Below are 20,376 nucleotides of genomic sequence, written 5' to 3' on the forward strand. Positions count from 1 at the left end.
GGCATCCCGGGTCCCCCGGTGCCGCTTCCAGACAGGTTGAGTGGGCGGTACCCGCTCAGATGCCGAGCGCACGCAGTTCGCTGCAATCGCGCGAACGGTCCCAGACGCGCTGCAATTGCTGCTCGAACGGCTGCGAACGTGCAGGCAGCGCAATGCCGGCCTCGCCGTCGAGGCGATGACCGATCAGACGAAAGTAGAAGTCGCCTGCATCGTTGAGCAGGCAGGCCGAGGCCAGCGCACGGTCGACCCGGTCGGTGACCTCGCGGAACTGGATCACACTGGGCAGGCGCTGGGCCAAGGCCAGCAGCGGTGCATCGGCGGAGGCGATCGCCGCTGCATCGTGCACGATCACCCGCAGCAGCTTGTCGTGGCGGGCGGTGACGAAGCGGCGCAGGGCGGCCTGTACCGGCGGCGCGTCCAGCAGGCCGGGGTCCAGCTGGCGGCTGTGCAGCCACAGCTGGCGACGGGCGCGGTGGATGATGGCCGTGGTGATCGCCCCCGCCTCGGCGCGGTCGTCGATGGCGCTGGCCGCGCCCAGTCGGCGACGCATCTGCTGGTGGCCGATGCCGGCCTCGTCGAACACCCCGCCCTCCGGCAGGAAGCCCTGGCGGGCGTAGAAATCACGCGCCGGCAGCTGCGCGTGCAGGTGCAGCTCGTCCAGGCCGAGCCGGCGCCCGGCCTCGACCAGCGCCTCCAGCAGGGCTTCACCGACGCCGCGGCTGCGATGGCTGGCCAGCACCGCCATGCGGCCGATGCGACCATCCGGGGCCAGCCGGCCGGTGCCGATCGGTTCGCCGTCGGTGTCCAGCGCCAGCACGTGGGCGCTGACCGGGTCCAACGCATCGCGTTCCAACTCGGCGGCGATGCCCTGTTCCTGCACGAAGACGCGCTGGCGTACCTCGTGGATGGCGAAGTGGGCGTCGGCGTGGCTGACCTGCTGGACCCGGATCATGGCAAGGCTCAGGCGCGGCCGTCGTCGCTGTCGTCTTCGTCGTGGTCTTCGAAGTTGACGATGACCTCGATGCCGTCGTCGTGCACGGTCACGGTGTGGACATCGTCGGATACCGCATCGGCGTCGATCGCGTCGACACGGTCACGGCCTTCGACCACTTCGCCGAGCACCACGGCGTCTTCGCCGTCCTCCTCGTCTTCAGCGTCATACATCTCGCTCGAATCGATCAGCTGGAACACGCCACCGACCAGCAGCTGCTGGACCACCGCGCGGCCCTTGTCGGACAGGCCGCGATAGGCGGCGGCGTCGAGCTGCTCGGCGCCGGCCAGGCGCTGGGCGTCCTTCACCGGCAGCGCGAAATCCTGGCCGCTGACATACAGGCTGGCGCCACGCTTGGCCCGGCGCCAGGCCAGGCGCGCCCACGGGTGGCGCTGCAGCAGCAGGCCGGACGCCAGTGCTTCGACGACTTCCTCCTGTGCCGGTGCGGCCCGATGCGCCATCACCTCACCGGCAGCGCGGTAGGTGGTGATGAAGCGGCCGAACCAGTCGCCCAGCTTGTCCGGGTCGTTCATGCGGATGGCGTTGAGTGCAGTGATCACGCGCGCCATCGCCACCGTGTCGATTTCGTTCGGGTCGGCCGGCACCTTCAGGTCGGCATCCTGGTAGCGGATGTTCTCGTCGGCATCGGCGATCAGGGTGTCCAGGTAGTCGCTGATCAGCTCGGCCGAGGCCGGTGCGCGCATGCCGAACGAGAAGGTCAGGCACGGATCTTCGGCGACACCGTGGTGCGGCACGTTCGGCGGCAGGTACAGCATGTCGCCCGGCGCCAGCACCCAGTCGTGGGTCGGCTTGAACACCTTCAGCAGCTTCAGTTCCACGTCCGGGCGGAAGCCCAGCGGCGGCTGCTTGCCCTTGATCGATTCGCTGGCATCGATCTGCCAGCGGCGGTGGCCATGGGCCTGCAGCAGGAACACGTCGTACTGGTCGACATGGGCGCCGACCGAGCCACCGGTGGCGGCGAAGCTGATCATCACGTCATCCATGCGCCAGCGCGGCAGGAAGCTGAAGTGTTCGATCAGGGCGCGCACGTCCTTGTCCCACTTGTCCACGTCCTGCACCAGCAGGGTCCAGTCGTGGTCGGGCAGGGCGGGGAAGATGTCTTCCTGGAACGGGCCGCTGCGCACGCGCCAGCTGTCCTGGGCCTTGTCGTGTTCGATCAGGCGCGCCAGCACGCCCTCCTCGCAGGCCAGTCCGGCCAGGTCTTCCGGCTGCACCGGGGTCTGGAAGTCCGGGAAGGCGTTGCGGATCAGCAGCGGGCGTTTCTGCCAGAAATCGCGCAGGAACACGGCCGGGGACATGCCCAGCGGTTGGCCGCGGCGGGCGGTAACTTCGATGAGCGGAGCGGAGGACTTGCGGGCGGCCATGGGGGAATCCTTGCAGCGGAAAGCGGGAGGGGCGGCGCGGCGGGCCGCCAAGGCCTCCATTGTCCGACGTTCGCTGGGATTGCGCACGTGTGGTGGTTTGTCGCGGGGTTCCGGCCAACGGCGGAGCCCCTCGTGGCGGGGTGGGTTCACAAGCAAAAGCCGCGCTTGGCCGGGCGGGTGGGCTGCGCGGGGGACGCTGCAAGTACGTCCATGTAAGCTCGATCGCCGCATCCATGCGGCTCACGCCCCCGCGCAGCCCACCCGCCCGGCCCCTGACAGTTTCCTGCGCGGCCCGCCACGGAATGGAAGAAGAAAATCAAAGGCAACGGCGGGTCGCGCGCTGCGCTTGCTCACGCCCTTGTAGAGCCGAGCCCACGCTCGGCTTGCTGTTGCCCCTGCAAAAAGCAGCCGAGCATGGGCTCGGCTCTACAGAACCCCCACAAACAAACAGGGACGCGGCGAAGCCGCGTCCCTCTTCTAAATTCCGTCCCGACAACCCAACGCTCTTCGATCCGTCACCGGAATCTGTCAGAGGTGGGGCGGGTTGGGTTCGCGGGGGTGTCAGCCGCATGGATGCGGCTGCCAAGCCTCCACGGACGGATCCACGGCGTCCCCCGCGAACCCAACCCGCCCCGCCAAGCGAGGCAATAACCCAGAGCCGCCTTTGACGTTGCCGTTGCAGTTGCCTGCCGCAGGCAGCGCCCGCGGCCGCCGCCGCAAAGGAAACCCTTTAGATCTTCTTCGCCAGCGACTCGGCCAGGCCGGTGTAGCTGCCCGGGGTCATCTCCAGCAGTCGTTGCTTCGCCTCCGCCGGCAGCTCCAGCCCCTGCACGAACGCACGCATCGACTCGGCCGTGATGCCCTGGCCACGGGTCAGCGCCTTCAGCTGCTCGTACGGGTTCGGCAGGCCGTGGCGGCGCATCACCGTCTGCACGGCTTCGGCCAGCACTTCCCAGGCCGCATCCAGATCGGCGTCCAGGCGCTGCGGGTTCACTTCCAGCTTGCCCAGGCCCTTGGCCAGCGAATCCAGCGCTACCTGGCTGTGGCCGAACGCGGTGCCCAGTGCGCGCAGCACGGTGGAATCGGTCAGGTCACGCTGCCAGCGGCTGATCGGCAGCTTCGCGCTGAAGTGCTCGAACAGCGCATTGGCGATGCCGAAGTTGCCTTCGGCATTCTCGAAATCGATCGGATTGACCTTGTGCGGCATCGTCGACGAGCCGACTTCGCCTTCCTTCAGGCGCTGCTTGAAGTAGCCCAGTGAGATGTAGCCCCAGATGTCGCGGGCCAGGTCGATCAGGATGATGTTGGCGCGGCGCGCGGCATCGCCGATCTCGGCGACGTTGTCGTGCGGCTCGATCTGCGTGGTGTACGGATTGAACACCAGGCCCAGGCCGGTCACGAAGCGCTCGGCGAAGGCCGGCCAGTCCACGTCCGGGTAGCTGGCGATGTGGGCGTTGTAGTTGCCGACCGCGCCGTTGATCTTGCCGGTCAGCTCGACTGCGGCGATCTGCCTGCGCTGGCGCTCCAGACGGGCGACCACGTTGGCCAGCTCCTTGCCCAGGGTGGTCGGCGAGGCGGTCTGGCCGTGGGTGCGCGACAGCATCGGCTGGCCGGCCTGGGCGTGGGCCAGGGTGCGCAGGGTGGTGGCAATGCCGTCCAGGGTCGGCAGCAGCACCTCGCGGCGGGCCTGTTCCAGCATCAGGCCGTAGCTGAGGTTGTTGATGTCTTCGCTGGTGCAGGCGAAGTGCACGAATTCCAGCGCCGGTGCCAGCTCGGCGTCGTCCTTCAGCTGTTCCTTGATGAAGTACTCCACCGCCTTGACGTCATGGTTGGTGGTGCGCTCGATCTCCTTCACGCGCGCGGCCTGGGCCGGGCTGAAGTTGGCGGCCAGGGCGCGCAGGCGGGCGATGGCGGCGTCGGAGAACGGCGCCAGCTCGACGATGCCCGGTTCGGTGGCCAGGGCCAGCAGCCATTCCACCTCGACCACGATGCGGGCCTTGATCAGGCCGTATTCGGAGAAGATCGGGCGCAGGGCGTCGACCTTGCCGGCGTAACGGCCATCGAGCGGGGACAGGGCGAGCAGGGCGGAATCGGACATGTCGGCAGGGCGGGGACGAGCGGCGGGGCCGATATTCTACGACGTGCCGGGCGGGCGTGCCCTGTAGAGCCGAGCCCACGCTCGGCTGCCCCGTGGGCACCGGATTGCCCGAAACAGCCGAGCATGGGCTCGGCTCTACGCACAAGGGCCCTGCGGATGAAACGATCTGGCCCGCACTCGTCATCCCACCCTGCAGGCAACGGAGTATCGTTGTCGCAGCCGCCAGCCCGGGAAGCGACACCCTGCCAGCCGCCGCTTCCCTTTCCCCAACTGAAGTAGTGCGGAGTCGATGCAATGAGCAAAGCTGCAAGCAAGGGTGGAACCACCGGGTTCCGGATCGAACACGACAGCATGGGCGAGCTGCAGGTGCCTGCCGATGCCCTGTGGGGCGCGCAGACCCAGCGTGCCGTGCAGAATTTCCCGGTCTCGGGCCAGCGCATGCCGCGCGGTTTCATCCGCGCGCTGGGCCTGGTCAAGGGCGCCGCTGCCGGCGTCAATGCCGAGCTGGGCCACCTGCCCAGGACCGTGGCCAAGGCCATCCAGACCGCCGCCGCCGAAGTGGCTGCCGGTGACTGGGACGCGCATTTCCCGATCGACGTCTACCAGACCGGCTCGGGCACGTCGTCGAACATGAATGCCAACGAGGTCATCGCCACCCTGGCCAACCGTGCCGGCAAGGCAGGCAAGACCGTGGTGCACCCCAACGACCACGTCAACCAGGGGCAGAGCTCCAACGACGTGATCCCGACCGCGCTGCGCGTGTCGGCGGTGCTGGCCACGCACGAACAGCTGCTGCCGGCGCTGGTGCACCTGCGCAAGACCCTGGACAAGAAGGGCCGCAGCCTGCGCAAGGTGGTCAAGACCGGTCGCACCCACCTGATGGATGCGATGCCGCTGACCTTCGAGCAGGAATTCGGCGCGTGGTCGGCACAGCTGGCCTCGGCGCAGGAGCGCATCGAGGACAGCCTCAAGCGCGTGCGCCGCCTGCCGCTGGGTGGCACCGCCATCGGCACCGGCATCAACGCCGACCCGCGTTTCGGCGCGCAGGTGGCCAAGGCGCTCAAGCAGCAGACCTCGGTCAAGTTCGACAGTGCCGAGAACAAGTTCGAAGGGCTGGCGGCGCAGGATGACGCGGTGGAGCTGTCCGGCCAGCTCAATGCACTGGCCGTGGCCCTGATCAAGATCGCGAATGATCTTCGCTGGATGAATGCCGGTCCGCTGGCCGGGCTGGGCGAGATCGAACTGCCGGCACTGCAGCCGGGCAGCTCGATCATGCCGGGCAAGGTCAACCCGGTGATTCCGGAAGCGACCGTGATGGCCTGTGCGCAGGTGATCGGCCACCACACCGCGATCACCGTGGCCGGTCAGACCGGTAACTTCCAGCTCAACGTCACCCTGCCGCTGATCGCGGTGAACCTGCTCGATGGCATCGGCCTGCTGGCCAATGTGTCCACCCTGCTGGCCGACAGAGCCATCGCCGGCCTGAAGGTGCGCGAGGACCGCGTGGCTGAGGCGCTGGCGCGCAACCCGATCCTGGTCACCGCGCTGAACCCGATCATCGGCTACGAGAAGGCCGCGGCGATTGCCAAGCGCGCCTACAAGGAACAGCGCCCGGTGCTGGATGTGGCGCTGGAAGACAGCGGCCTGGACGAGGCCGAACTGCGTCGCCTGCTGGACCCGACTGCGCTGACCGCTGGCGGCATCCAGGCCGGTGGTGGTGGCGCTGGCGGTTGATCTGCCGGTTGTAGAGCCGAGCCCATGCTCGGCTACTGCCTGGAACCTGAGCCGAGCATGGGCTCGGCTCTACAAAAGGAAACGCCGCCCTTGGGCGGCGTTCCTGCTTCAGCGACGGTCGGCGACGATGTTGCCGAAAGTGTCGGTGTAATCCTTGAACTCGGGGATGCGCTGGATCAGGTCGGCCGGGATCACCTCCATGCCCTCCGGCGGCTGGATCTTCACCGGCTGCATGTTCGGGTCGGCCGGTGCAGCCACCAGCGTGTTCTGGCGCAGCACCTGCAGCTTGCCGAACATCGTCTGCAGCATCTGCTTCTGTCCGTCGTCCAGCGGAATCTGGATCTCGTCCACCTTCATCGTTCCATCGCCGAGGATGATGATGTTCGGTGCGGGCGGGCGGCGCACGGTCACCATGCCTTCGCTGACGGAAATCTTGGGCTTGCCGCGCTCGGCGCGGTGGTTGCGGTAATCCTTGTCGCAGCCGACCAGGCCCAGGCAGAGCAGGGCGGCCAGCAGCAGGAACAACTTCTTCATGGCGTTCGGTTCGGGGGCATCCGGGGCCCCCATTGTAAGCCTGCCGACGCAGCCGGACCGGCAACGGAAAGCCGCTGCCGGTCGGGTGCGTCGATTTGTCTCAGTTGGAGAACGTGACCGAGTTGTTCTTGCCGCAGTCGTCCACGTCGCTCTGGTCCATGGTCGCGTAGGGCTTGAACGCCGGCAGCTCGCGCGCCAGTGCCTGCTGGCTGGCCAGCATCGCCGGCAGGCGATCACAGATGCGCTTGGCCTGGACCTCGATCTTGGCGGCTTCGGCGTTGATGCGCTTCTCCACGCCTTCACTGTCGCCGCTGAAGATGCCCTTCAGCGCTTCGCCGGCCGCATTGGCACCGAGCTTGGCACCGGCCAGGCCGACGTCCATGCCCGCCATCGCAACGGCAACCACGTGGCCGCGGTACTCCTGCAGGTGGCGGCGCTGGGTGTCGTTGGCCGCGACCTCCTTGCCGGCGATCAGCAGGCGGCCGTCGGGCGTGATCTCCGCACGCGGCTGCTGGTCGGCCGAGATCTTGATGTTGCCCTGGGCGATGTCCTTGCGGGCATCGTCCATGGCTCCCTTGACGGTCTGGCCGACGCCGCTGGTGGCTTCGGCGACGCTCTTGCCGACGGTCTTGTCGGGGGCGGAGGACGTGCCGCCGCAGGCGATCAGCGGCAGGCACAGCAGGGTGGCGGGCAGCAGGCGCAACAGATTCATGATGTTCCCCTGGACGTGTCTGGAAGAGGATTACTTGCTGCGCGGCAGGGTGACCCGGCCGCTGACGTTGCGGTGTTCGACATCGCCGCTGCCGCTGTGATCGACGGTCAGGCTGCCGCGTACGCCGTCCACCTGGATGTCGCCCGAGCCGTGGCTGCGCACATGCACGTTGCCGCCGATGTCGGCCAGGTCGACGCCACCGGAGCCGACCACGCCGACTTCGACGCTGCCCTGCACGCGCTTGAACTCGATGTCGCCCGAGCCGACCGTGTCCAGGCGCGCGTTGCCACGCACATCGGTGATCTTCAGGTCACCCGAACCGACCGTGCCGGTTACGGCGTCGCCGCCGATGTTGTGGGCATTGACGTCGCCCGAACCCAGCGACAGCAGGTTCAGCGAACTGCCGCCGTCGATGTTCAGGTCGCCCGAGCCCACCGCGGCGTGGATGCTGCCGCGCGTACCGCGGGCGACCGCATCACCGGAACCGACATCCACGCTCAGCGACTGTGCGTTCTCCACGCTGGCATCGCCGGAGCCGACCTTGAGCTGCAGCGGCAGGTTGTCCGGCACGCTGCCGTGGATGTCCAGCCAGGCGTAGCTGTTGCCCAGGCTGATGCCACTGTGGCGGCCGTCGCGGCGCAGGCTGACGACCAGCTTGTCGCCTTCCCTGCGCTGGTCCAGCACCAGCTGGTCCAGCCATTCCTGGCTGGAGGCGCAGGCGCGGCCATCCAGCTGGCCACCGCCCTTGCTGGCGACGACCTTCAGGTCGTGCTGGTTCACCTCGATCACCACCGCCCTGGCACCGGCCGTATCCAGCTTCAACGTGCGCGCAGCAGTGAACTTGCAGTTCGGGGCATCGGCAGCGAGTGCCGACAGCGGCAACAGCAACAACGCGGAACAGGCGAGCAGGGAACGCATGGGTGGTGCCTCCGGGTGGATGGAATCAGATCTCGCCGGCGCGCTTGCGCAGGCGGATGGCGAGGAAGATGAACACTGCACCGACGGCCGCACCGATCCACAGTTCCGGCATCGCCAGCGACTTCAGCTGCGAGGCGGGAGACATCAGGCTGACCACCGAGTCCAGGTCGCGGCGCGACCCTTCACCGGCGCCGAGGCGATACAGCAGGTCCATGCCGGGCACGCCGCCCAGCAGCAGGCGGCCGACGATGTTCTGCCAGAACCAGCCGGTGGTCAGGCCGAACAGCGGCATGATCTTGGTGGTGCTGACGATGACGCCGGCAAACAGCGGCAGCATCACCGCCCACAGGAACGGCTTGCTCTTGGCCCAGGCCGAGCACAGCAGCAGCCAGCCTGCAGTAGGCAGGGCCCACAGGGCGTAAACCGGAATCCAGCTCAGGTGGCCAGCGGCCAGGGTCAACGGGCTGGCGGGCCCCCAGATCAGCGCCATCGGGCTGCCGCCGTGCATCAGCGCGACGATGCTGATGATCAGCATGAAGCCGAACATGGTGATGATGCCGGCGACCACCGCGATCAGCGGCGCCACGATCAGTGCGCTGATCAGCTTGGACAGCACGGTCTGGGTGTCCGACAGCGGCAACGACTTCCAGAACAGGATGCTGCGGTCGCGGCGGTCGTCGTACAGGGCGCCCAGGCAATAGAAGAACACCACGAAGGCCAGCACCAGGAACGGCCAGGCCGAGCTGAGCACCAGGGTCAGGTCGAGGCCGTTGCCAAGGTCGGCAAGGTCCTTGCTGTCGATGTTGCGGGTCAGCAGGGCCAGGTCCAGGCCATTGACGTTCACGCTTTCGCCATCGACATGCAGTGCGCCGTTGCGCGCCGCGCGGTTCAGAGCGAACAGGCCGAAGGCGATGCCGACAGTACTCATCACCAGCGAGATCAGGCCGGCGATCAGCGGGGCATACAGGAAACCGCCGCGGTTCTCCCAGTACTCGCGCTTGAGCAGCCAGCGCAGGGTGCCGAGGGGGCTGACGGGGTGGTTGATGGCATTCATGCGTAGGTCCCCTTCATGACGGCGACGAACAGGTCGGCCAGGCCCGGGCTGCGGGTCTCGCCAAGAGTGGAAAGCTGGGCGCGCGGTACGCCGTCGAACAGCATCACGGTCTTGCCGAACGCCAGGCTGCGTTCGTCGATCGGCTTCAGGGCGCGTGCGGTCTCCAGCTGGTCGGCGTTGACCAGCAGTTCGGTGTAGCGCTGGCCGACTTCGTCCATTTCCGCGTCGAGCACGATGCGGCCGTCGCGGATGAACATGACGTCGCTGAGGATGTGCTCGATCTCTTCCACCTGGTGGGTGGTGACGATGATGGTCTTCTGCTCGTCGAAGTAGTCCTCCAGCAGGCGCTGGTAGAACTCCTTGCGGTACAGGATGTCCAGGCCCAGGGTAGGCTCGTCCAGCACCAGGATGCGGGCATCGATGGCCATCACCAGCGCCAGGTGCAGCTGCACGATCATGCCCTTGGACAGTTCGCGCACGCGCTGCTTCGGTTGCAGCTTGGTGTTGGCCAGGAAGCGCTCGCAGCGGGCGCGGTCGAAACGCGGGTGCACGCCGGCGACGAAGTCGATCGCCTCGCGCACCTTCAGCCAGCGCGGCAGCACGGCAACGTCGGCGATGAAGCAGATGTCATTCATCAGTTCGTCGCGGTGCAGCCGTGGATCGCGGCCAAGCACGCTCAGCTCACCCTCCACCGAGGTCAGGCCGAGCAGTGCCTTCAATGCCGTGGTCTTGCCGGCACCATTGGGGCCGATCAGGCCGACGATGCGCCCGCTCGGAATGCTGAAGCTCGCATTGTCGAGGGCGACGGTGGACTTGTAGGCCTTGCGCAGGCCGCGGGCGGTGATGACCGATTCGCTTGCGGTGCTATTCATCAGACTTTCCCCTGGGGCAGCAATTCGTCGAGGCTCAGGCCCAGGCGCTGGATGCGCTCCAGCACGGCCGGCCATTCTTCATTGAGGAAGCGCTCGCGCTCGCTGCTGCGCAGCTGCGTGGCGGCCTGCTCGGTCATGAACATGCCCAGCCCGCGGCGCTTCTCGACCAGGCCTTCGTCGGCCAGTTCCTGGTAAGCGCGCGAAACGGTGATGGGGTTCAGTTGGTAATCGGCGGCCACCTGGCGCACCGAAGGCAGGGCATCGCCCGGCTTGAGGATTCCGTCGAGCATCATGGCGATCACGCGCTCCTTCAACTGACGGTAGATGGGAGCGCCGTCGCTCCACTGGATGTCGCTCATATTCAGCTCCGTGGGGTCAGCGGCTGGGCGAACGAGAAATACGGCATGGACAGGGAGCTGTGCAGCCGACGCGGGGGAGGGGGGGAGGAATCGGCGTTCCCGGCCGGTGTAGCGATTGCATCCTGCGCACTGTCGGGCGAGGCGGGGGCGGTGGGCGTGGCCAGCCAGGCCAGCACGATCAGGGTCGAAACAGCAGCGGCCGCGGGTGCGGTGAGGTTGCGACGGATCCGGGCGTTCATGGCTTCCCCCTGTCTCAGGTGACTGGTGTTGTATGCAACTATAACACCGGCACGCCCGTGTGCAACCCCCTGCCGGCCCCAACTGATGGCAGGGGCGGTCAGATCGTTGAAATATCACCTTATTCAATTGATTCTAAAGGGAAATAAAATTGTCGCATTGGCCGGTTCAGGCCGACCTTCCATTCAGCGATGTCCATACAATGTCATCACTTTGCCAACGAAGATCGGCGAAGGGCGCAGTCGCCACGCCGCGCAAAGCCTGGTCCGCGCCCTGCCATCTGGGTCATCGAAGCCCGGTGCTATAGTTCGGCCGATTCCCGGCCGCTGCTGGCCGGGCCCTGTGACTGGCTACCGCGGACCGCTCCTGATGCCCCTGTCGACCGTTACTCCGCGCCGCCTGCGCGGCCTGTCCCTGCTGGCCCTGATGGTGGCCGGTGTCGCCGGTTCCGCCAGCGCCCTGGCCGCCGACCTGCTCGACCTGGACTACCGGCCGCTGGCCAGCAAGCAGCAGGTCAACCTGCAGCAGCGCTATCACGGCCAGGTGCTGCTGGTGGTCAATACCGCAAGCAAGTGCGGCTACACGCCGCAGTACGAAGGACTGGAGGCGCTGCAGAAGCGCTACGCAGGCCGTGGTTTCGCGGTGCTCGGTTTCCCCTCCAATGATTTCAAGGGGCAGGAACCGGGCGACGAAAAGCAGATCCAGGATTTCTGCACGCTCACCTACGGGGTCAAGTTCCCGATGTTCGAGAAGGTGCATGTGGTCGGCGCGGAGGCGACGCCGCTCTATCAACGGTTGACCGCGGCCACCGGCGTGGCACCGGGCTGGAATTTCCACAAGTACTTGGTCGGCCGCGATGGCAAGGTCATCGCCCAGTTCGCCAGCAAGGTGACGCCGGATGATCCGCAGCTGACCGCGGCCATCGACAAGGCGCTGGCTGCAGCCGCCGCACATTGATATCCGGCACGGATGCCTCGACATCGACGGCATGCGTGCGACAATGTCTCTTTTCGCGCCGACGTCGGCGCCCAGACACTTCCAGGAATGCAGCGAATGAAGATGGGAATGCGCGGCGCCGCGGCGTCGGTTCTGATTCTGGCGATGGGCACTTCGGGTGTCGCTCTGTCGCAACAACCGGCTGCCCCCGCAGCCGCCAAGGAGACCGCAACCTTGAATTCCCCGAAGCAGAAGCTCGGCTACGCCATCGGCCTGGACGTGGCCAAGTCGTTCACCCCGATCGCCGATGAGATCGACGTGGCCGCGCTGCGCACCGCCGTGGAGCGTTCGTTCGAAGGCCTGCAGCCGCAGATCACCCAGGAACAGGCCAAGGCCACCGATGCGGCCCTGCGCCAGGTCGTGATGGCCCGCAGCGGCCAGCAGGTGCCGGGCATGGCGCCGGGTTCGCAGCCGCCGAAGGTCGATCGCGTCAAGGTGTCGCAGATGATCGGTTCCTATTCGGTGGGCCCGTCGCTGGCGCAGCTGAAGGACGACATCGATGTTGCCTCGCTGTTTGACGCGATCAGCACCGGCCTGACCAAGGGTCAGCCGAAGATGACGGAAGCTGACGCGACCGCCACCATCCAGGCCTTCATGGGCAGCAAGCAGGCTGAAATGCAGGCCAAGGCCGCCGCTGCTGCGCAGACCAACCGCGAAGAAGGCAATGCCTTCCTGGCCAAGAACAAGACCCAGCCGGGCGTCGTGACGACGGCCTCGGGCCTGCAGTACCAGGTCATCCGCCCGGGCAGCGGCGAGCGCCCGCTGCCGAGCAGCAAGGTGCGCGTGAACTATGAAGGCAAGCTGCTCAACGGCACCGTGTTCGACAGTTCCTATGGTCGTCAGCCGGCCGAGTTCGGCCTGGACCAGGTGATCAAGGGCTGGACCGAGGGCGTTGCGCTGATGCCGGTCGGTTCGAAGTACCGCTTCTGGATCCCGGGCAATCTGGCCTATGGCGAGAATGGCACCCCGGGTGGCCCGATCGGCCCGAACGCGACTCTGACGTTCGACGTCGAGCTGCTGGGCGTCCTGCCGTAAGCCACCACGGAGCCTGCACGGACATGCGCGTTGCGATTTTCGGTACCGGTTATGTAGGTCTGGTGACCGGTACCTGCCTGGCCGACGTCGGTCATCAGGTGGTCTGCGTCGATATCGACCAGGCCAAGGTGGATGGCCTCAACCAGGGCATCATCCCGATCTATGAGCCCGGCCTGGAGCCGATGGTGAAAGCCAACCATGCCGCGTCGCGGCTGGCATTCACCACCGATGCCGCGTCCGCGATCGCGCATGGCCAGGTGCTGTTCATCGCCGTCGGTACTCCGCCGGACGAGGACGGCAGCGCTGACCTGCAGTACGTACTGGCCGTGGCCCGTACCATTGGCCGGCACATGAGCGTGCCGACCGTGGTGGTCAACAAGTCGACGGTGCCGGTGGGCACCGCCGACAAGGTGCGTGCCGCCATTGCCGAGGAACTTGCCGCGCGTGGCGCGGACATCGCCTTCGACGTGGTGTCCAACCCGGAATTCCTGAAGGAAGGCGACGCGGTCGCCGACTGCATGCGCCCGGACCGCATCATCATCGGTGCGACCAGCGAGGAGTCGGTGGCGGTGATGCGTCGCCTGTATGCGCCGTTCAACCGCAACCACGACCGCGTGGTGGAAATGGACGTGCGCTCGGCCGAGCTGACCAAGTACGCGGCGAACGCGATGCTGGCGACCAAGATTTCGTTCATGAACGAAATCGCCAACATCGCCGAGCGTGTCGGTGCCGACGTCGAGCAGGTCCGCCAGGGCATCGGTTCGGACCCGCGCATCGGCTGGCACTTCATCTATCCGGGCGCCGGTTACGGTGGCTCGTGCTTCCCCAAGGACGTGCAGGCGCTGGCCCGCACCGCGCAGCAGCATGGTCTTGAGCCGAAGCTGCTGAACGCCGTGGAAGCGGTCAATGATGCGCAGAAGGGCCACCTGTTCGCCCTCATCCAGCGTCATTACGACAAGGGCGAGGACGAAGGCGTGCGCGGCAGGACGTTTGCCGTGTGGGGCCTGGCCTTCAAGCCGAATACCGACGACATGCGTGAAGCCTCCAGCCGTCGCCTGCTGGCACAGCTGTGGGAGGGCGGTGCCACGGTGCGTGCCTATGACCCGGAAGCGATGCATGAATCGCAGCGCATCTTCGGCGAGCGCGATGACCTGGTGTTCTGCAACAGTGCCGACGAAGCGCTGCAGGGCGCCGACGCGCTGGTGGTGGTCACCGAGTGGAAGCAGTTCCGCAGCCCCGATTTCCAGAAGCTGCGCGAGCAGCTGAAGGACGCGGCGGTGTTCGACGGGCGCAATCTGTACGATCCGGCCGAAGTGGAAGCTGCCGGCCTGGCGTACTACGGCATTGGCCGGGGGCGTTCGCTGCATGTCTGACCTGCTGCCGACCGAACGCGAGCAGGCGCTGGAAGCGCGCCTGGTCGAACTGGAAATGCGCGTGTCCTTCCAGGAACAGGCGCTTGCCGAATTGAGCGATGCGCTGGCCGATGCCCGCATGCAGGGCATGCGCAACGCCGACGTGCTGCGCGTGCTGCTGGAGGACCTGGGCAAGGTCCGCAACGCATTGAATTCTTCCGATCCGGCGAGCGAACCGCCGCCGCCGCACTACTGATCCGAATCCTATGAGCGATACCCTCCGCGACCAGCTGATGGGCCTGGGCTTCAAGCCCGCGCCCAAGCCCGAGCGCAAGAATGATGGCCCCCGCCGTGATGGCCGCCCGCAGGGCAAGGGTGGCACTGGCAATGGAAAGCCGCAGGGCGCAGGCCGGGGCGAGCACAAGCCTGGCGAGCGCCGTGGGCCGGGCGGTCCGGGCAAGTCCGGTGGCCCGGCGCGTGGCCAGGGTCTGCATGGCCCGCGCAAGCCGCGCAGCGCCGAAGAGATGGATCTGGCCAAGGCCTATGCCATCCGTGCGCAGCGCGAGAAGGAAGAGCGCATCGAGACCGAGCGCCTGAAGCAGGAAGAGGCACGCGTGCGCCGCGAGGCGAAGGCCAAGCTGGAAGAACTGCTGAAGGACAAGAGCCTCAATGCCGAGGCGGCAGACATTGCCCGCCACTTCCCGTATGGCGGCAAGATCAAGCGCATCTACGTGACCGCCGAACAGCTGACCGCGCTCAATGCCGGTGAACTGGGCGTGGTCCAGCTCAATGGCCGTTACCTGCTGGTGACCGCCGAAGTGCTGGCACAGTCCGAAGCGGTGTTTGCCGCATCGGTGGCACTGAAGGTCGACCCGAACGCACCGGCCGAGGAGGATCCCTACGCGGATCCGCAGTACCAGGTACCGGACGACCTGGTCTGGTAACTGCACCTGCTGCACGATGAAAACGCCGGGCATTGCCCGGCGTTTTCGTTACCGGGCGCGCGCAGCACTGCGGCGTGCACGGATCAACGGCAGGCTCAGCGCGAAGAAGCACAGCAGGGCGCCGACCAGGGCGAACCCGCTACCGGCGAGGAAGGCCGTGCGTCCCTCGTCGATCTTCCACAATTGGCCGGCGATGAGCGCGCCCAGCACGCCGCCGACACCGGACGAGAATCCGTACAGCAGGCCCTGGCCATGGCCGTTGAGGCGACCCGGGAAGTAGGTCGCCAGCATCTGCATCGCCGCCGCGAAGAACGCGGCAAAGCCCAGCGCGTGCGCGGTCTGCGCAAGCAGCATCACCGGCAGGTTTTCCGGGAACAGCGCGGTCACCGCCCAGCGCAGGCAGGAGCTGACCAGGGCGATCAGCAGCATCCAGCTGGCGTCATAGCGGCGGAAGAAACGGCCGATGGTGAAGAACACGCCCACTTCGAACACCACGCCGATGGTCCAGAGCAGGCCGAGCGTGGACGTGCGATAGCCGTGGTGGTCCATGTAGACCGAGAAGAAGGTGTAGTACGGGCCGAACGAGAGCTGCTCCATGAAAGCGGCGAGGAAGAACGCCAGCACCGGCGGGCGCCGCACGATCTGCCAGAAGCCGCTGGCGTCGCCGCCGGTCCTGCCGATGTTGCGTGCGTAGTGGTTGCTGAAGGCCGAGGCAACCAGCAGGACGAACAGCGGCAGCATCATCCAAGGCAGCAGCCCCGCGCGGCTGGCAGTGCCGTCACCTTCGATCAGCCAGCCGAACAGGGTGACGATGGCGATGAAGCCGAGCGAACCCCAGACCCGGATCAGGCCGTAGCGATGGCTGTCGCTGCCGAGATGGGTGAGGGTGATCGACTCGAACTGCGGCATCACCGCGTTGTAGAAGAAGCAGAACACGATCATCGCTGGATACATCCACGGCTGCGGCAGGGGCAGCAGGAATGCGGCAAAGCTGATCAGGGTCAGCACGCAGCCGACGCGCAGCAGGCGGATCGGCCGCGGTGAGGTGGCCGCCAGCGAGGTCCAGGCACTGGGTGCGACCACGCGGGTGGCGTACCACAGGCCCATCATCACGCTGATGGCGGTCACGCTCATCCCGCGCGCGGTGAGGAACAGGCTCCAGTAGGGCGTGAAGGCGCCCAGCGCCGCGTAATAGAACAGGTAGAAGCTGGACAGGCGGGCAGCGGGAACGGTCATCGCGGGAATCATGCACGGTAGCGCCGGGCCATGCCCGGCGGACGGGAGATGACGCCGGGCATGGCCCGGCGCTACCGCCTCATTCGGGATCGTAGTCGAGGTTGGAGGCCAGCCAGCGTTCGGCCTGGGCGCGGTCCACGCCCTTGCGCCGGGCGTAGTCGCTGACCTGCTCGCGGCTGAGGCGTCCGACCACGAAGTACTGGCTTTGCGGATGACTGAAGTAGTAGCCCGACACTGCGGCGGTCGGCAGCATCGCGAAGCTCTCGGTCAGTTCCATGCTGGCGTTGGTTTCGGCCTGCAGCAGATCGAACAACCGGCGTTTCTCGCTGTGCTCGGGGCAGGCCGGGTAGCCGGGGGCCGGGCGGATGCCACGGTACTGCTCGTCGATCAGGGCCTCGTTGTCCAGGTTTTCGGCCTGGTCGAAGCCCCAGAATTCGGTGCGCACGCGCTGGTGCAGACGCTCGGCCAGCGCTTCGGCGAAGCGGTCGGCCAGGGCCTTCAGCAGGATCGCGTTGTAGTCGTCATGCTCGGCTTCGAAGCGTGCGACATGCGCGTCGATGCCGATACCGGCGGTGACTGCGAACGCGCCGATCCAATCCTGTTTTCCGCTGTCGGCTGGTGCAATGAAATCGGCCAGGCAGAAATCCGGGCGCTCGGCCGGCTTGTCCACCTGCTGGCGCAGAAAGCGCAGCGTGGTTTCGCCCTGCGGGTGCTGCACGCGCACATCGTCGCCGATGCTGTTGGCCGGCCACAGGCCGAACACCGCCTTGGCGGTCAGCCACTTCTCGCCCACGATGCGGTCGAGCATCGCGCGGGCGTCCTTGTACAGATCGCTGGCCTGGGTGCCGACGATCTCGTCGGTGAGGATGGCCGGGAACTTGCCGGCCAGTTCCCAGGCCTGGAAGAACGGCGTCCAGTCGATGTACTCGACCAGCTCGGCCAGCGGATAGTCATCGAATACGTGCAGGCCCGGCTGTTTCGGTGCGGGCGGCGTGTAGCTGTCCCAGCCGCCCTGGAACTTCTGCTCACGCGCGTGCTCCAGCGAGACCAGGCGCTTGGCATCACCACGGTTGCGGTGACGCGCACGGATCTCTGCATAGTCGGCCTCGTTGGCGGCAACGAAGGCGTCGCGCAGGTCGCGCGAGATCAGCGACTGGGCCACGCCGACCGCGCGCGAGGCATCCTTCACCCAGACCGTCGGTGCGTGGTAATGCGGGTCGATCTTCAGGGCGGTATGCGCGCGCGAGGTGGTGGCACCGCCGATCAGCAACGGCAGGTCGAAGCCCTGGCGCTGCATCTCGCGGGCCACGTGGCTCATCTCCTCCAGTGATGGGGTGATCAGGCCGGACAGGCCGATCAGGTCGGCGTTGTGTTCGCGCGCGGCATCGAGGATCTTCTGCGCCGGCACCATCACGCCGAGGTCGACCACGTCGAAGTTGTTGCAGGCCAGGACCACGCCGACGATGTTCTTGCCGATGTCATGCACATCGCCCTTCACCGTAGCCATGATGATCTTGCCGTTGCTCTTGGCGGTGTCACCGCTGCGCGCCTTTTCCGCTTCGATGTAAGGCAGCAGGTAGGCCACGGCCTTCTTCATCACGCGCGCGGATTTCACCACCTGTGGCAGGAACATCTTGCCGGCGCCGAACAGGTCGCCGACGATGTTCATGCCGTCCATCAGCGGGCCTTCGATCACATCCAGTGGGCGGCTGGAGGCCTGCCGGGCCAGTTCGGTGTCTTCCTCGACGAAGGCATCCAGGCCGTGTACCAGGGCATGCGCCAGTCGCTGTGCCACCGGCTTTTCGCGCCAGGCCAGGTCCTCGGTCTTCGCGGCGCCCTTCTTGCCCTTGTAGCGCTCGGCGATCTCCAGCAGGCGCTCGGTGGCGTCGCTGCGGCGATTGAGGATCACATCCTCCACGCGCTCGCGCAGCTCCGGCTCCAGCTCATCGTAGATCGGCATGGCACCGGCGTTGACGATGCCCATGTCCATGCCGGCGGCGATCGCGTGGTACAGGAACACCGAATGGATGGCCTGGCGCACGGTCTCGTTGCCGCGGAACGAGAAGGATACGTTGGAGACGCCGCCGGACACGTGGCAGTGCGGCAGCGTCTGCTTGATGATGCGGGTGGCTTCGATGAAGTCCACCGCATAGTTGTCGTGCTCTTCGATGCCGGTGGCGACGGCGAAGATGTTCGGATCGAAGATGATGTCCTGCGGCGGGAAGCCGATCTCGTCGACCAGGATGCGATAGGCGCGGGTGCAGATCTCGACCTTGCGCGCGCAGGTATCGGCCTGGCCACTTTCATCGAAGGCCATCACCACCGCAGCGGCGCCATAGCGCAGCACCTTGCGCGCATGCTCGCGGAACAGCGCCTCGCCTTCCTTCAGCGATATCGAGTTGACCACGCTCTTGCCCTGCAGGCATTTCAGGCCGGCCTCGATCACGCTCCACTTGGACGAGTCGACCATCACTGGAATGCGGGCGATGTCCGGCTCGGACATGATCAGGTTGAGGTAGCGGGTCATCGCTGCCTCTGAATCGATCAGGCCCTCGTCCATGTTGACGTCGAGGATCTGCGCGCCGCTGGCCACCTGCTGGCGGGCCACGTCCACCGCCTCCTCGTAGCGGCCTTCCTTGATCAGCTTGCGGAACTGCGCGCTGCCGGTGACGTTGGTGCGTTCGCCGACGTTGATGAAAAGCAGGTCCGGGGTGATGACCAGGGGTTCCAGGCCGGACAGGCGGGTAGGGCGGACAGGCGTCATGGCAGGCGTCGGCTCAACAGCAGTAGGGCGGGAAGTGCGGGACGGTGGCGGCGACGTTCATGCGGCCTGCTCCCGGGTGCCGGGCAGCGCGCGCGGCGACAGCCCGGCCACGGCATTGGCAATCGCGCGGATATGGTCGGGGGTGGAGCCGCAGCAGCCGCCAACCAGGTTCAACAGTCCATCTGCGGCGAAGCCCCGCAGGGTGCTGGCCATGTCCTCCGGCGTTTCGTCGTACTCGCCGAAGGCATTGGGCAGGCCGGCATTGGGGTGTGCGCTGACGTAACAGTCGGCGACCTGTGCAAGGGTTTCCACGTGCGGGCGCATCGCATCGGCGCCCAGCGCGCAGTTCAGTCCGATCGACAACGGCCGTGCATGGGCGAGTGAGGCATGGAAGGCTTCTGCTGTCTGCCCGGACAGGGTACGTCCGGACGCGTCGGTGATGGTGCCGGAGATCATCACCGGCAAGCGCGCGCCGCGCGCATCGAACGCTTCCTCCAGCGCATACAGTGCAGCCTTGGCGTTGAGCGTGTCGAAGATGGTCTCGACCATGATGGTGTCGGCGCCGCCATCGATGAGGCCGTCGATGGCTTCGCGGTAGGTGTCGCGCAGCTCGTCGAAGCTGGTATTGCGGAAGCCCGGATCGTTGACATCGGGGCTGATCGAGGCGGTGCGGCTGGTCGGCCCGATCACCCCGATCACGAAGCGCGGCTTGCCCGGCGTGGCCGCAGCCACTGCATCACAGCAGGTTCGCGCGACAGCGGCACCGGCCTTGTTCAACTCGTACACCAGGTGTTCGAGGTGGTAGTCGGCCTGGCTGACCGAAGTGGCGTTGAAGGTGTTGGTCTCGACCAGATCCGCGCCCGCTTCCAGGTAGGCGGTGTGGATGTCGGCGACGATCTGCGGCCGGGTCAGCAGCAGCAGATCGTTGTTGCCCTTCAGGTCATGCCCTTCCGGCGCCGCATGGTCACAGCCCGGGCCGTGCGCGTGGTCGTAGCCACCGGCGAAGCGCTCGCCGCGGTAGTCGTCTTCCTGCAGGCCGTGGCGCTGGATCATCGTACCCATCGCACCGTCGATGATCAGGATCCGCTCGCGCAGGGCGTCGAGCAGGGCGTTGGCACGATCAGGATGCAACCAGGGCAGGGCAGACATGGCGGT

The 20,376-nt window shown here is 66.6% G+C and carries 19 protein-coding genes; 6 read left to right on the top strand and 13 right to left on the bottom strand.

The genetic code is table 11. The features are described from left to right. Positions 1-55: 55 nt before the first annotated feature. The 3 genes from AASM09_RS08005 to purB form a co-directional block, all read right to left on the bottom strand. A complete protein-coding gene (locus tag AASM09_RS08005; protein WP_049429411.1) occupies positions 56-952 on the bottom strand; it encodes a GNAT family N-acetyltransferase in 897 nt (298 codons plus the stop codon). An 8-nt stretch (positions 953-960) separates the two neighbouring features. Next, positions 961-2,376 carry a cupin domain-containing protein gene (locus AASM09_RS08010; protein ID WP_049429410.1) on the bottom strand — a complete coding sequence of 472 codons (1,416 nt, stop codon included), beginning with the start codon at positions 2,374-2,376 and terminating at the stop codon, positions 961-963. 730 nt (positions 2,377-3,106) lie between these two features. Further along, positions 3,107-4,474, bottom strand: coding sequence for an adenylosuccinate lyase (gene purB, locus AASM09_RS08015; RefSeq protein ID WP_049428323.1), 1,368 nt, complete (start codon positions 4,472-4,474; stop codon positions 3,107-3,109). Positions 4,475-4,768: 294 nt separating this feature from the next. Between purB and AASM09_RS08020 the strand changes: the two genes are divergently transcribed. Beyond that, positions 4,769-6,208, top strand: coding sequence for a class II fumarate hydratase (locus AASM09_RS08020; RefSeq protein ID WP_343368927.1), 1,440 nt, complete (start codon positions 4,769-4,771; stop codon positions 6,206-6,208). A gap of 108 nt (positions 6,209-6,316) precedes the next feature. On the opposite strand, the gene AASM09_RS08025 is transcribed toward AASM09_RS08020, so the two are convergent. From AASM09_RS08025 to AASM09_RS08055, 7 genes are all read right to left on the bottom strand, one after another. Further along, positions 6,317-6,742 carry a hypothetical protein gene (locus tag AASM09_RS08025; RefSeq protein ID WP_033833950.1) on the bottom strand — a complete coding sequence of 142 codons (426 nt, stop codon included), beginning with the start codon at positions 6,740-6,742 and terminating at the stop codon, positions 6,317-6,319. Between the two features lie 100 nt (positions 6,743-6,842). Then, positions 6,843-7,454, bottom strand: a complete 612-nt coding sequence (locus tag AASM09_RS08030; protein WP_049428327.1) for a hypothetical protein — start codon at positions 7,452-7,454, stop codon at positions 6,843-6,845. Between the two features lie 30 nt (positions 7,455-7,484). Continuing rightward, entirely contained in the window at positions 7,485-8,372 is an 888-nt protein-coding gene (locus tag AASM09_RS08035) for a DUF4097 family beta strand repeat-containing protein (protein ID WP_049428329.1), read from the bottom strand. Between the two features lie 25 nt (positions 8,373-8,397). Beyond that, positions 8,398-9,426: an ABC-2 transporter permease gene (locus AASM09_RS08040; RefSeq protein ID WP_049428331.1), complete on the bottom strand. Its 1,029-nt coding sequence runs from the start codon at positions 9,424-9,426 to the stop codon at positions 8,398-8,400. After that, entirely contained in the window at positions 9,423-10,298 is an 876-nt protein-coding gene (locus AASM09_RS08045) for an ABC transporter ATP-binding protein (RefSeq protein WP_049428333.1), read from the bottom strand. Before AASM09_RS08045 ends, AASM09_RS08040 begins: the two co-directional genes overlap by 4 nt. Further along, positions 10,298-10,657, bottom strand: coding sequence for a GntR family transcriptional regulator (locus AASM09_RS08050; RefSeq protein ID WP_005410261.1), 360 nt, complete (start codon positions 10,655-10,657; stop codon positions 10,298-10,300). Before AASM09_RS08050 ends, AASM09_RS08045 begins: the two co-directional genes overlap by 1 nt. A 2-nt stretch (positions 10,658-10,659) precedes the next feature. Next, the gene (locus AASM09_RS08055) at positions 10,660-10,896 is read right to left on the bottom strand and encodes a hypothetical protein (protein ID WP_005410260.1); all 237 of its coding nucleotides are present in this window, start codon (positions 10,894-10,896) and stop codon (positions 10,660-10,662) included. 367 nt (positions 10,897-11,263) lie between these two features. Here AASM09_RS08055 and AASM09_RS08060 point away from each other — a divergent pair, with 367 nt between their 5' ends. The 5 genes from AASM09_RS08060 (at position 11,264) to AASM09_RS08080 (ending at position 15,221) form a co-directional block, all read left to right on the top strand. Next, positions 11,264-11,851, top strand: coding sequence for a glutathione peroxidase (locus AASM09_RS08060; protein ID WP_049428335.1), 588 nt, complete (start codon positions 11,264-11,266; stop codon positions 11,849-11,851). Positions 11,852-11,947: 96 nt separating this feature from the next. Then, positions 11,948-12,925, top strand: coding sequence for an FKBP-type peptidyl-prolyl cis-trans isomerase N-terminal domain-containing protein (locus AASM09_RS08065; RefSeq protein WP_049428337.1), 978 nt, complete (start codon positions 11,948-11,950; stop codon positions 12,923-12,925). A gap of 23 nt (positions 12,926-12,948) precedes the next feature. Beyond that, positions 12,949-14,298 carry a UDP-glucose dehydrogenase family protein gene (locus AASM09_RS08070; RefSeq protein WP_049428339.1) on the top strand — a complete coding sequence of 450 codons (1,350 nt, stop codon included), beginning with the start codon at positions 12,949-12,951 and terminating at the stop codon, positions 14,296-14,298. Continuing rightward, positions 14,291-14,533 carry a SlyX family protein gene (locus tag AASM09_RS08075; RefSeq protein WP_005410256.1) on the top strand — a complete coding sequence of 81 codons (243 nt, stop codon included), beginning with the start codon at positions 14,291-14,293 and terminating at the stop codon, positions 14,531-14,533. The genes AASM09_RS08070 and AASM09_RS08075 overlap by 8 nt, the downstream gene beginning before the upstream one ends. A gap of 10 nt (positions 14,534-14,543) precedes the next feature. Beyond that, the gene (locus AASM09_RS08080) at positions 14,544-15,221 is read left to right on the top strand and encodes a DUF2058 domain-containing protein (protein WP_049428341.1); all 678 of its coding nucleotides are present in this window, start codon (positions 14,544-14,546) and stop codon (positions 15,219-15,221) included. Positions 15,222-15,269: 48 nt separating this feature from the next. On the opposite strand, the gene AASM09_RS08085 is transcribed toward AASM09_RS08080, so the two are convergent. The 3 genes from AASM09_RS08085 to AASM09_RS08095 form a co-directional block, all read right to left on the bottom strand. Then, positions 15,270-16,457, bottom strand: a complete 1,188-nt coding sequence (locus AASM09_RS08085) for an MFS transporter (RefSeq protein WP_049428343.1) — start codon at positions 16,455-16,457, stop codon at positions 15,270-15,272. A 79-nt stretch (positions 16,458-16,536) separates the two neighbouring features. Continuing rightward, positions 16,537-19,221, bottom strand: coding sequence for a methionine synthase (gene metH, locus AASM09_RS08090; RefSeq protein ID WP_100451129.1), 2,685 nt, complete (start codon positions 19,219-19,221; stop codon positions 16,537-16,539). 57 nt (positions 19,222-19,278) lie between these two features. Then, positions 19,279-20,370, bottom strand: coding sequence for a homocysteine S-methyltransferase family protein (locus AASM09_RS08095; RefSeq protein ID WP_049428347.1), 1,092 nt, complete (start codon positions 20,368-20,370; stop codon positions 19,279-19,281). Positions 20,371-20,376: the final 6 nt, after the last annotated feature.

It is taken from the genome of Stenotrophomonas maltophilia, assembly GCF_039555535.1.
Taxonomy (GTDB): Bacteria; Pseudomonadota; Gammaproteobacteria; order Xanthomonadales; family Xanthomonadaceae; genus Stenotrophomonas; species Stenotrophomonas maltophilia_Q.

What these genes read in the sequence shown, in the direction of transcription:
- AASM09_RS08095 (WP_049428347.1), bottom strand. Translation starts at nt 20,370, where the DNA reads ATGTCTGCCCTGCCCTGGTTGCATCCTGATCGTGCCAACGCCCTGCTC.
- AASM09_RS08070 (WP_049428339.1), top strand. Translation starts at nt 12,949, where the DNA reads ATGCGCGTTGCGATTTTCGGTACCGGTTATGTAGGTCTGGTGACCGGT.
- AASM09_RS08080 (WP_049428341.1), top strand. Translation starts at nt 14,544, where the DNA reads ATGAGCGATACCCTCCGCGACCAGCTGATGGGCCTGGGCTTCAAGCCC.
- AASM09_RS08055 (WP_005410260.1), bottom strand. Translation starts at nt 10,896, where the DNA reads ATGAACGCCCGGATCCGTCGCAACCTCACCGCACCCGCGGCCGCTGCT.
- AASM09_RS08040 (WP_049428331.1), bottom strand. Translation starts at nt 9,426, where the DNA reads ATGAATGCCATCAACCACCCCGTCAGCCCCCTCGGCACCCTGCGCTGG.
- AASM09_RS08085 (WP_049428343.1), bottom strand. Translation starts at nt 16,457, where the DNA reads ATGACCGTTCCCGCTGCCCGCCTGTCCAGCTTCTACCTGTTCTATTAC.
- AASM09_RS08010 (WP_049429410.1), bottom strand. Translation starts at nt 2,376, where the DNA reads ATGGCCGCCCGCAAGTCCTCCGCTCCGCTCATCGAAGTTACCGCCCGC.
- AASM09_RS08045 (WP_049428333.1), bottom strand. Translation starts at nt 10,298, where the DNA reads ATGAATAGCACCGCAAGCGAATCGGTCATCACCGCCCGCGGCCTGCGC.
- metH (WP_100451129.1), bottom strand. Translation starts at nt 19,221, where the DNA reads ATGACGCCTGTCCGCCCTACCCGCCTGTCCGGCCTGGAACCCCTGGTC.
- AASM09_RS08065 (WP_049428337.1), top strand. Translation starts at nt 11,948, where the DNA reads ATGAAGATGGGAATGCGCGGCGCCGCGGCGTCGGTTCTGATTCTGGCG.
- AASM09_RS08075 (WP_005410256.1), top strand. Translation starts at nt 14,291, where the DNA reads ATGTCTGACCTGCTGCCGACCGAACGCGAGCAGGCGCTGGAAGCGCGC.
- AASM09_RS08050 (WP_005410261.1), bottom strand. Translation starts at nt 10,657, where the DNA reads ATGAGCGACATCCAGTGGAGCGACGGCGCTCCCATCTACCGTCAGTTG.
- AASM09_RS08005 (WP_049429411.1), bottom strand. Translation starts at nt 952, where the DNA reads ATGATCCGGGTCCAGCAGGTCAGCCACGCCGACGCCCACTTCGCCATC.
- purB (WP_049428323.1), bottom strand. Translation starts at nt 4,474, where the DNA reads ATGTCCGATTCCGCCCTGCTCGCCCTGTCCCCGCTCGATGGCCGTTAC.
- AASM09_RS08060 (WP_049428335.1), top strand. Translation starts at nt 11,264, where the DNA reads ATGCCCCTGTCGACCGTTACTCCGCGCCGCCTGCGCGGCCTGTCCCTG.
- AASM09_RS08020 (WP_343368927.1), top strand. Translation starts at nt 4,769, where the DNA reads ATGAGCAAAGCTGCAAGCAAGGGTGGAACCACCGGGTTCCGGATCGAA.
- AASM09_RS08035 (WP_049428329.1), bottom strand. Translation starts at nt 8,372, where the DNA reads ATGCGTTCCCTGCTCGCCTGTTCCGCGTTGTTGCTGTTGCCGCTGTCG.
- AASM09_RS08025 (WP_033833950.1), bottom strand. Translation starts at nt 6,742, where the DNA reads ATGAAGAAGTTGTTCCTGCTGCTGGCCGCCCTGCTCTGCCTGGGCCTG.
- AASM09_RS08030 (WP_049428327.1), bottom strand. Translation starts at nt 7,454, where the DNA reads ATGAATCTGTTGCGCCTGCTGCCCGCCACCCTGCTGTGCCTGCCGCTG.